Consider the following 13,101-nt stretch of genomic DNA (forward strand, 5'->3'; position numbering starts at 1 on the left):
TTTACTTAAATATTTACTAACAAGTTCGACATACTTACCCTTTGTGTTTTCACTCATCGTTGTTTCTCACAAAAAAAGAATGTGCATTCACTGTTCCAACTACAAACTAAAAATTTACCAACGCATACCACCGTCGAGTAGATCACATAGCTCTTTGAGTTCTTTATACGCTTTTTTTATTTCCAGCGGATTACGTGTTTTGAGAGCCGACTCAAAAAGATCTAATCGCGACTCCAATTGTTTTTTCTGCTCCGCAAAAAGTTCTTGATACAAAAGCTCTGCACGTGCAAGTAAATCGCGATATATTGGTTTTTCGCAAGGATTTTTCTTCAACTGTTCGATGCGTCGTCTGGCTTTTTTAATCTCCTCCTCGGAGATACTTTTTGCATTGTGTGTAAAAAGTTTGTTAAATTTCTTTCCGGTGCTATCTATTGTTGCCTCAACTTCGAGTATGCCATTTGTATCGTACGTGAACGTTACAGCAACAGACTCTTGTCCTTCGGGAGATTTTGGAATACTGGTGATACTAAAAGACCCCACGTGACGATTATCTTTCGTATAACGCGATTCCCCCTCGTAAACATTGAACGTCATGTCCGTTTGGTTGTTTACTGTGGTACAATAGAATTCTGTACGTGAAGTAGGAATTGTCGTATTGCGATGAATGATCGGCGAAAAATACCCACCGGTTAATTGTCCACCAATTCTTTTGGAAATACTAATTCCCATACTGTGCGAAGCAACGTCAGTAACTACCCAATCTTCCACCGCTTCGTCTTCTCCAGACAACGCGGCTTGGATGGCAGCTCCTTCGGCAACCGCGAGATCAGGGTCAATGTTATCCAAAGGTAAACGCCCGAGTATTTTCTCAACAAACCTACGGATGATAGGCATGCGTGTTGCTCCGCCAACGAGAATAATTTCATCAAGTTCACTCGCCTCGATATCAGCGCCTCGTAGTGCAGCACGACAGGGGCTGTACAATCTTTCAAGAAGTGGCTTAAATATTTCTTCGCAATCTTCTCCGGTCACCTCGATGGTTTGTTGTTCTTTCATTTTTCCCATCTGTGGAATAACAACTTCTACACTCTCATCGTTACTCAACTTACGTTTGGCAATTTCACAACGTTTGCGCAACAACATCAATTTGTCGGGAAACTGAACTTCGGCATACTCAAAATTGACCTTCACTTTTTGCAAAGCAAAGCCCATCAGGCGTTGTGTAAAATCTTCACCTCCCAGCATACTGACACCTGCGGTACTACGCACTTCGAGCATTCCTTCGAACAGTTCCATAATACACACATCGAAGGTTCCTCCGCCCAAATCAAACACTAAAAATGTGCTTTCCGACTCGCGTTTATTAAGCCCGTAGGCAATTGCAGCTGCCGTAGGTTCATTGATAATACGTTCCACCTTAAACCCAGCAATTTCTCCCGCCTTGATTGTCGCAAAACGCTGCGATTCATCAAAATAAGCGGGAACCGTAATCACCGCACGCGCCACCTCGTGGCCTAACGCTGTTTCCACCTGCATTTTTAGAGATTTCAAAATATACGCCGACAATTCCGTTGCCCCGTATTTTTTGTCATTGATGGAGTACAAATGATCGTTTCCCATATTGCGTTTAAACGTCGCCGCTCCCTGATTGGGATTCACCGCATATATATCTTTTGCAATACGCCCCGTCATTATGGAGTCCGATTTTTTATCGTACGCGACAACAGAAGGAGTTAAGTACTCATCGAGGTCATTCTTCAAAACCTGCACTTTGCCTTTGCGAAAAATAGCCGCAGCGCTGTTTGTCGTACCCAAATCAATTCCAACAATAATTTCATCCGACATAGTTTTATTCCCCCAGTTGTTGCTGTAATTCTTCTTGTGCCAAAAGTAATAATCGCTTACGTAATACCACTATATCATACAAAGTCAGTAAAAACGCGATAAGAGTAATCAAGGCAATTGTCGCATAATAATAAATAAAAAAAGATGGATTTACCGTACGATCAATGATATATTGCCCCAGCCCAATCATTACAAAGGCAACCGCAAATAACATTATATTCAACTTGCGAACCTTACTCTGTTGTTTACTAATCACTTTAAACTCCACATGACAAACTCAAAAAACTATGGTTAAATTTTTAAAAGCCCGAGACGAAAATTTAACAACCATTTCCACCAGTAAAGCTTTATGGTTACTGTGTATGCCAATATCACTAAAATTACTCGGACACTTTTTCTTCGAAATTATAGATGCATTTTGGCTAGGCAAACTCGGAACGGAAGTTCTCGCTGCTGTAGGTGGAACTTCGTTGTATATCTGGTTATACCGTTCACTTATTATGGCGACACAGGTAGGTACGAACACATTGGTCTCGCAAAGCGTAGGAGAAAACAATTACGCACAGTCGCGTTCCATTGCCAATGTAGGAATTACTATCTCTATCGCAATGTCTATTTTATTTTTGGGCATTTACTGGTTGTTAAGTACACATCTGCTAAAGATCATAGGCCTTCGCGGTCAAACCCTAGAGTATGCAATGCAGTATTTCTTACCATTTATTTTCGCCTCACCTATTTTTTACCTATGGGTTGTCTGCGAAGAGATTATCAATGCACGTGGGCAAACACACGTAACACTGATCATAGTAATATTTAGCATATGCGTCAACACTATTTTAGACCCTATACTTATTCATGGTTGGGGATTTGAAGGTTTGGGGATTTTTGGTGCGCAACTTGCCTCAATTATCGCGGCCTCCATGGGGTTAGTGTTATCAGGATATTACTGTCTACGCAAAAACTATGTTTCACGTATGACTTATGTGGCGAAAACAGCCAAACAAATCCTTACAATTGGTACCCCAAGAGCCATCAGCGGTTCGGTATTTTGCCTGACATATGTGGGTTTAGCAAATCTCATACAACAGTTTGGTGAAGCTGCTCTCGCGGCATGGATGATTTCCCACCGTTTAGAAGGCTTCGCCTACCACATTTCACTAGCATTCTCTTTTGCCCTCGCTATCATTGTAGGCCAGTGCGTCGGCGCCAAAAAATTTTCTATGGCCACAAATAGCATACGTATTAGTTTGCGCTATTTAAATGCCATCATCATTGTGAATTCATTCTTTTTGGTTTTTTATAGCGAATTCTTCATACGCGTATTTACCGCAGATCCTTTGACCATACAGTTTGGCAGTACGTATTTAAAAATAGTCGGCTTTGCGCATATTTTCATGGGATGGGAATTGGCATGCGGTGGAGCTTTAAGCGGTTGGGGAAAAACCTTGCCATTTATCTATATAATTACCCCGCTTACGGTCATGCGCTTACCAGTTTCTTATGCCAATATTTACTATTTCGAAACGGGTATTACCGGCATTTTCTGGGCAATATCTATTTCGACGATTCTCAAAGGTAGTATCATGAACTGGTTAGTCGCGCGATATGCCAAACGCCAAGCGTAAAAACGATACTACGAAAACTTAAGGCCCAGTTGCTTTCCTATATCCTGGGGAACTTCATAAATAACCTCTTGGGGAACTTCAGGTAAAACCTCTGTACGCGCTGATTTTTTTGTTCTAAATACTTTTTTGATTTTGTGTGCAAGGCTTGTGACATCTTCGAGATGAAGTATCCATTTATTGACATAGTGATCAACCATATAGCCGCGAATACCCAGTTGTATTGCCCGCCTACGCAATTTTTGCAAACCAAGATCGCGATCAGGGTCCCACTGGTAGCGAACACAAGAGTTTTTGAGCTGATCGCGCCACTCTCTTTTGGAAGAAAAAACATCTTCTTCGTACGTTGTCGGAACCGCACAACGCAATATCTCCTCAAAACCCTCATGACAAACTTTTATCTTGAGTATCGCTTGTTGGTTTGGTTTTGTACCATAGCGGGAACGATACAGCATCCAAGCAAAAGAAGGCTTAATCCATGTCATGCGCTCCAAACTAAACCCTTCGCCAAAAGTCCCTTTTTCAAGAGCAGCATCAACAATTTCGCGTTTAAATGCTTGGTAGACGTAGATACCTTCGTCATCATAATTTGCGTATATTTGTTTCACGGATTATCCTAATAATTATAACACAATCGTAGCCGTAGTCGTCACCGTAGCCGTAGTCGTCACCGTAGTCCGTAGTCGTCACCGTAGCCGTAGTCGTCACCGTGACCATGACCGTGACTGTGACCGAATATTTCTTTAAAAAAAACGGCTACGATTACGGCTACGATTACGGTAAGGGTCAGGGTCAGGGTCACGATTGTGATTGTGCGTTCTTTATTAAATGGTAGAAGAACTGGATACACTGTTTAAAGTTTTTAATGGTAAGGCGTTCATTCGTGCCGTGTATTCGTCCCACGTCCTCTGCAAACATCAGCATCGGTGCAAAACGGTAGACATTATCACACACGATTTCAAAATGACGACTATCTGTACGTGCTACCATGAGTCCTGGTGCGACTAAAACATCGGCAAAAACTTGTGAAATAGAACGTTGCAATGTGCGAAAGCCAAATGTTTCCACTGGGGAAACTTTTGACGGATCTCCTGCTCCTTCGCCGAGGATATTTACTTTAACACGCGCATCACCAATAATCTCTTCGACGCGTTTTTTGACAAAAGAAACGGTTTCTCCTGGTATAATGCGAAAATTCACCACGGCCCGTGCATGGCTGGAAAGTACGTTATTTTTCTCTCCCGCTTTTATCACGGTTACCGCTGTTGTTGTGCGCAGTAAACTATTACTCGTTGCTTTCTTCTCTAGTTGTGAAATGATCAAAGGTTCTAGAATCCACAAATTGGCCATCGCCATTTTTTCCGCAAAACTCATTTCCGGACCAAGAAACTCAAACATTTTGCGCGCTGCCCCTGAAATTTTCGCAGGCAGAAGATTCTTTTCCAACTTGTGAATTGCGGTACTCAAAATACCAATGGTCGATGGATATGACGGCATAGAAGAATGTCCACCTTTGGTCACAACTTTCAACTCTAAATTGACAAAGCCTTTCTCAGCAATACCAATTACAGCAACAGGCCCACTTAGTCCTGGGACTAACCCTCGCGTCACGACCAAACCTTCATCGAGAACAAATGATAAACGTATCCCGCGCGATTTCAGTAGTTCGGCCACCTTTTTTGCCCCGTGTAGACCGTCAATTTCTTCGTCATGACCAAAACAAAAATACACGGTGCGCTTGGGAGTAAAATTTTGTTCGAGGAGCATCTCCGTTGCTTCGAGGATGGAAACAATCATGCCCTTGTCATCCATGGTGCCTCTACCCCAAATATGCTCTTGTGTCACTTTGCCGCTAAAAGGTGGATACTCCCAATTTTTCTCTGTTCCTTTTTCAATAGGTACAACATCCATATGCCCCATCAACAAATATGGATCTAAAGAAGGATCGCTACCTTTCCACGTATATAAAAGGCTATGATTTACTTTTTCACGTTGTAGGTGTTTGTGTACTTTGGGAAAAGACTTTTCGATAAAGGCGTGAAATTTTTCAAATTCACCAATATCTATTTTACTACGGTCTTCGTAGGAAATCGTTTTAAAGCGCACGGATTGCGACAAGATATCAATCGAGCGTTCATTCATCGCCACCTCTTCAACATCGACATCGACCTGCTGAGAAGAAAATTGCATAAAATTGATAAAAAATAGTGTTGTGATTAGTAGCAATACAAGAAGCAAAGTGAGAGAAATTCTCTTAATCCATTTTTTCATAGTAATTCCCTTTGGTCAGGTTTGTGACGAATGCGACATAATTTTTCAAAAATATTTTGAATTTGCGGACAATCAATTTTGTGAATCTCACTCATGAATTCACTGAGGTCTTTATCGTACAAATACTCATAGATACTCGCCTGCATTACCATATCGAGTTGATCCATGTATTTCACAAACTGCGCCTCTTTTGTCTGACGTTCGTGATACTCTTGCCAAAGTTCTATGTAACTTTGGCTGTTGGGCAATTTGCTCAACATTTTTGTAATCGCTTGTTGTTCTTGATATTTTTTTTGTTGTTTGTCAATATTGTGCTGGGGAGTGTAATCCCCAGTATATGCTTCGGCGAGGTCGTGTATCAAGCACATACGCATGATTTTCGCCGTATCAAACTCCGGGAAATACGCGTCCGCGACAATCATAGCTAACAAGGTGACAGAAAACGTGTGTTCTGCCACACTCTCACAATTTTGTTTTGCAACACTACGTTGTAACCACCCCTGGCGATATAACTGTTTTAACTGGGCAAATTCAAAATAAAATGCCACGATGGCATCGGCATTCTTTCCGCGTAAAAATTGTATAGGGGCAACACCTTTTGTATGCATCGTTTAATTTGCCACAATTGGTTGTGCTTGCAGTTGTGGCTCAGAAGTGGTGGTATTTATAAAATGAGAACCTTCTTCAAACCAAGATTTAGGTGCGGCATGTCCCCATAAGGTTTGACGTTGCGCATCGTGTAGCCCCCAACGAATGGGAACAAAATCAGGATCTACGGTTAAATAGTCGCTACTGTAAAGTTCGATACGATGTCCATCAGGGTCGCGGACATAGAGAAAGAAAGCGTTAGAAATTCCATGACGTCCTGGTCCGCGTTCCATATTTTTCAGGTATCCGGTTGTCGACATCACATCACAGAGATGAATAATATCGGTCACTGCTGGGCACCAAAACGCCAAGTGATGCAAGCGCGGTCCTACACCGTTTGTCAGTGCTAAATCATGTACATTTCCCTTGCGCTGCATCCACACCGCCCACAATTCAGGGTTCTCGCTGTCGGTTTCTGTATATTCAGTCAAATGAAACCCCAACTGTCCGCTATAAAAATCATGAGATTTTTGCACATCGGGAGTGAAACAATTGAAATGATCAAGACGCATGGGGCGACACCCTTTGTAAGAACCATACTTCTGTAAACTACGCGACACTTGCGACATAGAAGTATAAAACTCAATGGGCATTCCCAAGGGGTCCACGGTCTGTAGTATACGTTCTACACCATAGGCAGAGGTAAAGTTACTATAGAGGTTTGTTTGTTGTAAATCCGCGTGTAGTAGCGATAAATGGTGTTCATTTTCTACTTGAAACCCCATTCTTAAGACGCAAGAACTCTCTGATTTTGTCAATACCACACTATGATGACAACGTTCTTCCAAACCTCGCAGATATATTGAGCCATCTTTTTCTTGTGTCTCTATCAGTCCTAAAATGTCGATATAAAAATTACGCGACTTTTGTAAGTCACGAACTCCCAGCTCGATATAACCACAACGTACAATATTGAAAGCTGTTTTATTTGCCGGATAACAAATAGGCATAAAAAATCCTTTCGTTACTCCGCACCCAGTTTGGGAATGCGATGCTCGCCCATTGCAATAGCAATGTTCTTCGTTTCCATGTAAAAGTCAAAACTATAATCACCACCATCACGCCCAATGCCACTGTCTTTCATGCCTCCAAAAGGCGTTGGTAAATGGCGTACGTTTTGCGAATTTACCCACACCATACCTGCCGCGACATTTTCAGCAAACGTGTGGGCACGAGTAATGTCTTTTGTCCACAAATACGCCGCAAGACCATAACGAATGTCATTGGCGATGTGCAATGCTTCTTCATCGGATTCAAAGGCAATCGACACCAGAAACGGTCCAAAAATTTCTTCTTGTGCAATACGCATCTTACTCTCTACATTGCTAAATAATACCGGAGTAAAATAATTTCCCGTCAACTCATTTGCCACATTTGTACTTTTGGCGCGTAATATCGCACCTTCGCCTTCGCCAATTTCCACGTAGCTACTCACTTTTTGCAAATGCTCTTTGCTAATAAGTGGTCCCACTTCTGTGTCAGGATGTAGGGGATTACCCACTTTGAGTTTCGCGACGCGTTTTGCCAATCTTTCGTTAAACTCTTCATAAATAGAACGCTGTACAATTACACGACTACTCGATGTACAACGTTCGCCATTTAGGCTGTATTTCATAAAAATAACAGCGTCCACCGCGCGCTCGATATCCGCATCGGCAAAAACGACAACGGGATTCTTACCTCCAAGTTCAAAGTGCACACGCTTTAAAGTGTCCGCTCCTTGACGCATGATACAGCTACCCGTTCTCGATTCCCCAACGAACGCAATCGCTTTGATATCAGGGTGCTCACATAGACTTTTCCCCGTTGTCTCCCCAAAACCATTTACGACGTTCACAACTCCAGGAGGTAGCCCCGCTTCGTGCATCAAAAGTGTCAAACGCTCTGCGGTAATAGGGCTAAGCTCTGCGGGTTTATGTACAACTGTACATCCTGCGGCAAGAGCGGGAGCAATTTTCCATGTGCTTAACATAAAAGGTGTATTCCACGGTGTAATCACTCCCACAGGTCCAATGGGCTGGCGTAAAGTGTAGTTAAGATGTTCATCGGCAGGTAGAGTTAAACCACTGCGTGCTGTCACCACTTTGTCAGCAAAGAAACGAAAATTATCTGCTCCGCGCATCGCGGCTTTTTTCATGAAGCGAATGGGTTGTCCTGTATCCATAGACTCCAGAGTTGCGATTTCTGCGGCATTTTCTTCTATTTTTTGCGCAATACTGTACAGCAAATCACGACGTTTTTTTATCGGAAAATTACGCCAAGTGACGAAAGCTTTTTTTGCTGCCTGTGCAGCGCGATCTACATCATCACTACTTCCTTCTGCGACATCGCAAAGAAAAGATTTATCATGAGGATTGTAGTTGGCAAAAGTTTTTCCCGTGATTCGCTCACCACCTATGATATGTTGTATCTGTTGAATGTTGTGCTGTGTCAAACTTTTTTCTCCTACTCATCCACTACTTCATTTTCTAAAGCTCCTATCGCATCGATTTCAATGCGTATTTTATCTCCGCCATGTATATGAGAAATTCCCTTAGGCGTCCCCGTCCAAATCATATCTCCGCGATTCAAGGTCATAAATTCCGAAATATACGCGATGAGTTGCGCAACACTGTGACGTAAATTTTTGGTATTTCCCTGTTGTCGCAATTCCCCATTTACATACGTGCGGATTTCGCAATTTTCGGAGTCAACTTCGTCAGCAGTAGCCATCACAGGACCTATAGGACCAAAACTATCGAAGCCTTTGGCTTTGATGGGCGGCCGGTAATAATTTCCGACAAAATCGCGAACCGTACAATCATTGCCAATGGTGTAGCCAAAAACATAATCTAGAGCTTCTTCCGCTTTTACTTTACGGCAAGAGCGACCGATAATCGCCACAAGTTCGCCTTCATAATGCATATACTCGACCTTCGGACGCGTTATTTTTGCTTTGTGTCCTACAAAAGTATGCGGCATTTTATTAAATAAAATCGGTTGTGGCGGTACCTCTAATTGTAACTCCGCTGCGTGGTCCGCATAACCAAGAGCAACACCGAAGGCCGTAGCACCACGCGGGTCCATGGGTGGCAACCACATAACATCCTCAGGATCATATGCCACACTCCCTACCCATAATTGTTCTTTAGCGTAAACCGCTTCATGGATTTGTCCATTGTAGGCGAAACGAGCAAATTTCATTATTTTTTTCCTAATAAGTAATGACGACAGACTTTAATTCGGTGTAGAGATCAAACATACTACTCCCGTGTTCGCGACCGAGGCCTGATTGTTTAAATCCCCCAAAAGGCAAATTGGGATCGGTGCGTACCGGCGAATTGACAAAAATAGTTCCCGCTTTAATTTGCGGAATCATACGGTGGATTGTAGAAATGTTTTGTGAATAGATACTTGCAGAGAGACCATATGTTGAGTCGTTGGCCTTTGCGATCACCTCTTCAATATCATCAAAAGGCATGGCAACGAGTACCGGTCCAAAAACTTCTTCCTGCACCACAGACATACCGTGATTCACATTGGTCAAAATGGTAGGCTCCACAAAAAAACCTTTCCCTTGCGGAATCTTACCACCACTCAGCACAGTCGCCCCACAGGCGATTGCTTCTTCTATATATTGAAACACTTTTTGTTGTTGTTTTTTGGAAACCAAAGGGCCTAAATCCACATTTTGCTCCAGCCCAGAACCTAGTTTCATTTTCTCCGCAATTTTTACCACGCGCTGTACGGTCTCTTCAAATATACTTCGCGCTACGTAGAGTCGCGAACCAGCAGCGCATATTTGTCCTTGGTTATAGAAAATTCCTTTGGCGATAAACGCATCAACCATCGATAAATCGGCATCATCGAGAATAATCACAGGAGACTTTCCACCTAACTCCAAAGAAACGCGCGTCATATTTTCCATCGCACGTTGCCCGATGATTTTTCCCGTAGTTGTAGATCCTGTAAAAGCAATTTTATTAATAAGTGAGTGCTCTACGAGAAATTTCCCGCACGTATCCCCGTAACCGGTCACCACATTGACAACTCCACCAGGAATACCGGCTTCAACAATCAACTCCGCAAGACGCAACGCACTTAAGGGGGTTTCTTCAGAGGGTTTCACAACAACAGTGCAACCACAAACTAAAGCAGGTACTATTTTCCAAATCGCCATGGCCAAAGGCATATTCCATGGAATAATCGCTGCCACAACCCCCACAGGTTCGCGTTTAGTATATGCAAAAAATTCCTGCTGCGGAGCTGTTAAAGAAACATCAAGTGTATCTCCATAGACTTTTGTTGCCCAACCCGCCATATAACGCGTAAAACGTATACTATTCGCCACTTCGCGCAGTGCATCCTTTACCAATTTTCCATTTTCACACACGATGAGCATCGCGAGTTCTTCTTTATTTTCTTCCATCAGAGTTGCCAACTGCAGTATGCACTCCTCGCGCTTTGTAGGTGTATAACTCCGCCATATTTTATTGCAAAATGCCTCGTATGCACACTCTACAGCGGAGTTAACGTCCTCAAGGCACGCATCCGGAACTGTATTGATTTGTTCTTCTGTCGCTGGATTAATCACCGGGATACGTCGTGTCCCTTTCTCTTGATAATCACCATTAATAAACATTTTTCTGTCACAAAAAATTTTGCGTGTTGTTCGAGATAGTTTGACCATGGATTATGCCTTTGCTATCAATTGATAATCTACAGCTATTTTGTGTAATTTATGGTAGTTTTCTTCACTAACAGCGGTAAGCGGTAAGCGAACCTCTGGAGAAATTTTGCCCATCATCCCCAAAATGGTCTTCACTGGTACAGGATTAATTTCGAGAAAGATCGCGTCGTTAAGAGTCATCATTTCAAAATGCAAATCTTGCGCTTTTTGCCACTCCCCCCCACAAACAAAGTTATAAAGATCGGCAACTTTATGTGGCATTAAATTTCCCGTAGCGCTTATATAGCCAGCGCCGCCTATCGCCAAAATGGGAAAGCACAATAATTCGATTCCAGAATATACGGCAAAATCTCTTCCCATGCGTTGTAGCAAACGATTAATGTGTTCAAAATCTTTATTCGATTCTTTTACTCCGATAATATGTTCATGTTTTTCTTTGAGTCGTGCCACCGTATCAATCGCAATATTGACAGCTGTCCGTCCAGGTATATTGTATAAAATGATCGGTAAATCAATGCTCGCTGCCACTGTTGAAAAGTGTGTAAAAAGGCCCTCCTGACTCGGACGTAGGTAGTATGGAGCAATAATCATGACCGCGTCTGCTCCTATTATTTGTGCATACTTACTCAACTCCAATGTTTCACGATGATTTGCCGAACCAGTACCTGGAATAAATGGTACGCGTTTATTGATGACGTCACATGCCGTTTTCATCACTCGTTTACGTTCTTCTATACTAAGAGAACTGGGCTCTCCGGTCGTTCCCGTTACAGAAATTCCATGACTCCCACTCGCAATTTGCCACTCAATAAGCTGAGAAAAACTGTCGTAGTCCACCTTACCATCTTTGAAAGGAGTTACCACTGGTACGATAGAGCCTTTAAAATTATTCATCACTCTCTCCTGTATAAAGCTATATGCGTTTTAGCGTATATGGAATTATTATCATAGGTCAATTTACTTCCAACGTCAAATATATTTGGCGCAGCTTACCCATCTGGAATTTTTACTTTTGATCGCCATACAAATAACGTAAAATAACGCTCATTCTTTACAACACGTCAATTGATTTTTAATGGCTGTCTAAAATAGGGAAGGACAAAATGAAACTTAAATGCCTTTGTATAATTGCAATTTCGTGCTGCTATACTTTCGCCGACAAGCACAAAGATGTAGATGTGAAAACGAAAATTCAACAAGCAGTGTACATGCTCTCGGAAACCATAGGCGAACGCAATCCATATAAATACGAAAAGTTACAACAAGCGGCCACCTATATCGATAAAGAAATCCCCACGTCTTTTACACGTAAGCATCAAACGTACACGATACAAGGCAAAAGCTACACCAACTTAGCTTTCGAAAAAAAAGGAAAAAGTGAAGAAATTATTGTTATTGGTGCTCACTACGATAGTGCATGGGGAACGCCTGGTGCGGACGACAATGCTTCCGGAGTGGCGGCAATGATTGTACTTGCTCATTTACTACAAGATTACACAAGCCCCTATACATTGCGCTTTGTTGCCTTTACTTTAGAAGAACCGCCGTACTTCGCGACCCCAAATATGGGAAGTGCGCGCTATGCAGCACAGATGTCGGCGAACAGCGAAAAAGTTAAGATAATGATTTGCTTGGAAATGTTAGGTTTTTTTTCAAAACAACACATTCAAAAATATCCGAATCCAGCTCTAAAAAGTATGTACCCTAAACACGCCGACTACATCGCCGTAGTGAGTAAATTTTCTGACCGTATGATTACTTCGCAATTTCACACCGCGCTCAAAAAATACAATTCCCTTTCCACACAACTACTCATTGCTCCTCCCATACTTGAGGGAGTTGATTTTTCTGATCACCGCTCCTTTTGGAGGTATGGCTACCCAGCCCTAATGGTAACCGATACTTCTTTCTATCGCAATCACCACTATCACAAAGCAACAGATACTCCCGACACGTTAGATTACAAAAAAATGGCCACACTTACCACCGCATTGGCAAAAGCGATCAAAGATATTAAATAACGGTGGTTAAATCATATAGGACCCT

General features: G+C 42.4%; 12 protein-coding genes. 2 read left to right on the top strand and 10 right to left on the bottom strand.

Annotated features, from left to right (window positions below; translation table 11 throughout):
- Positions 1–114: 114 nt before the first annotated feature.
- Entirely contained in the window at positions 115–1,845 is a 1,731-nt protein-coding gene (locus tag UABAM_RS29455; protein ID WP_151971572.1) for an Hsp70 family protein, read from the bottom strand.
- A gap of 4 nt (positions 1,846–1,849) precedes the next feature.
- Positions 1,850–2,101: a hypothetical protein gene (locus tag UABAM_RS29460; protein WP_151971573.1), complete on the bottom strand. Its 252-nt coding sequence runs from the start codon at positions 2,099–2,101 to the stop codon at positions 1,850–1,852.
- A gap of 106 nt (positions 2,102–2,207) precedes the next feature.
- Between UABAM_RS29460 and UABAM_RS29465 the strand changes: the two genes are divergently transcribed.
- Positions 2,208–3,470 carry an MATE family efflux transporter gene (locus UABAM_RS29465; protein WP_229759324.1) on the top strand — a complete coding sequence of 421 codons (1,263 nt, stop codon included), beginning with the start codon at positions 2,208–2,210 and terminating at the stop codon, positions 3,468–3,470.
- Positions 3,471–3,478: 8 nt separating this feature from the next.
- Here the strand turns inward: UABAM_RS29465 and UABAM_RS29470 are convergent, their stop codons facing one another.
- The 8 genes from UABAM_RS29470 to hpaI all read right to left on the bottom strand — a co-directional run bounded on the left by UABAM_RS29470 (position 3,479) and on the right by hpaI (position 11,949).
- Entirely contained in the window at positions 3,479–4,075 is a 597-nt protein-coding gene (locus UABAM_RS29470; protein ID WP_151971575.1) for a DUF4291 domain-containing protein, read from the bottom strand.
- A 190-nt stretch (positions 4,076–4,265) separates the two neighbouring features.
- Positions 4,266–5,738 (bottom strand): M20 family peptidase, encoded by a 1,473-nt coding sequence (locus UABAM_RS29475; RefSeq protein ID WP_151971576.1) that lies wholly within the window; start codon positions 5,736–5,738, stop codon positions 4,266–4,268.
- Positions 5,735–6,346, bottom strand: coding sequence for an HD domain-containing protein (locus tag UABAM_RS29480; protein WP_151971577.1), 612 nt, complete (start codon positions 6,344–6,346; stop codon positions 5,735–5,737). The genes UABAM_RS29475 and UABAM_RS29480 overlap by 4 nt, the downstream gene beginning before the upstream one ends.
- Positions 6,347–6,349: 3 nt before the next feature.
- Positions 6,350–7,336, bottom strand: a complete 987-nt coding sequence (gene hpaD, locus UABAM_RS29485) for a 3,4-dihydroxyphenylacetate 2,3-dioxygenase (RefSeq protein WP_151971578.1) — start codon at positions 7,334–7,336, stop codon at positions 6,350–6,352.
- Positions 7,337–7,350: 14 nt separating this feature from the next.
- Complete coding sequence (hpaE, locus tag UABAM_RS29490; protein ID WP_151971579.1) at positions 7,351–8,820, bottom strand: 5-carboxymethyl-2-hydroxymuconate semialdehyde dehydrogenase; 1,470 nt, start codon at positions 8,818–8,820, stop codon at positions 7,351–7,353.
- Between the two features lie 11 nt (positions 8,821–8,831).
- On the bottom strand, positions 8,832–9,569 hold the full coding sequence (locus UABAM_RS29495; protein ID WP_151971580.1) for a fumarylacetoacetate hydrolase family protein: 738 nt from the start codon (positions 9,567–9,569) through the stop codon (positions 8,832–8,834).
- 10 nt (positions 9,570–9,579) lie between these two features.
- The gene (locus UABAM_RS29500) at positions 9,580–11,055 is read right to left on the bottom strand and encodes an aldehyde dehydrogenase family protein (protein WP_151971581.1); all 1,476 of its coding nucleotides are present in this window, start codon (positions 11,053–11,055) and stop codon (positions 9,580–9,582) included.
- A gap of 3 nt (positions 11,056–11,058) precedes the next feature.
- Positions 11,059–11,949, bottom strand: a complete 891-nt coding sequence (gene hpaI / locus UABAM_RS29505; RefSeq protein WP_151971582.1) for a 2,4-dihydroxyhept-2-ene-1,7-dioic acid aldolase — start codon at positions 11,947–11,949, stop codon at positions 11,059–11,061.
- 209 nt (positions 11,950–12,158) lie between these two features.
- Between hpaI and UABAM_RS29510 the strand changes: the two genes are divergently transcribed.
- Positions 12,159–13,076 (top strand): M28 family peptidase, encoded by a 918-nt coding sequence (locus UABAM_RS29510; RefSeq protein ID WP_151971583.1) that lies wholly within the window; start codon positions 12,159–12,161, stop codon positions 13,074–13,076.
- Positions 13,077–13,101: the final 25 nt, after the last annotated feature.

Origin of the sequence: Candidatus Uabimicrobium amorphum (genome assembly GCF_009002475.1) — a bacterium.
GTDB classification, from domain to species: Bacteria; Planctomycetota; Uabimicrobiia; order Uabimicrobiales; family Uabimicrobiaceae; genus Uabimicrobium; species Uabimicrobium amorphum.

Excerpts from the sequence above, each read along its gene's own strand:
- UABAM_RS29455 (WP_151971572.1), bottom strand. The coding sequence starts at position 1,845 with ATGTCGGATGAAATTATTGTTGGAATTGATTTGGGTACGACAAACAGC.
- UABAM_RS29465 (WP_229759324.1), top strand. The coding sequence starts at position 2,208 with ATGCCAATATCACTAAAATTACTCGGACACTTTTTCTTCGAAATTATA.
- UABAM_RS29495 (WP_151971580.1), bottom strand. The coding sequence starts at position 9,569 with ATGAAATTTGCTCGTTTCGCCTACAATGGACAAATCCATGAAGCGGTT.
- UABAM_RS29480 (WP_151971577.1), bottom strand. The coding sequence starts at position 6,346 with ATGCATACAAAAGGTGTTGCCCCTATACAATTTTTACGCGGAAAGAAT.
- hpaI (WP_151971582.1), bottom strand. The coding sequence starts at position 11,949 with ATGAATAATTTTAAAGGCTCTATCGTACCAGTGGTAACTCCTTTCAAA.
- UABAM_RS29510 (WP_151971583.1), top strand. The coding sequence starts at position 12,159 with ATGAAACTTAAATGCCTTTGTATAATTGCAATTTCGTGCTGCTATACT.
- UABAM_RS29475 (WP_151971576.1), bottom strand. The coding sequence starts at position 5,738 with ATGAAAAAATGGATTAAGAGAATTTCTCTCACTTTGCTTCTTGTATTG.
- hpaD (WP_151971578.1), bottom strand. The coding sequence starts at position 7,336 with ATGCCTATTTGTTATCCGGCAAATAAAACAGCTTTCAATATTGTACGT.
- UABAM_RS29500 (WP_151971581.1), bottom strand. The coding sequence starts at position 11,055 with ATGGTCAAACTATCTCGAACAACACGCAAAATTTTTTGTGACAGAAAA.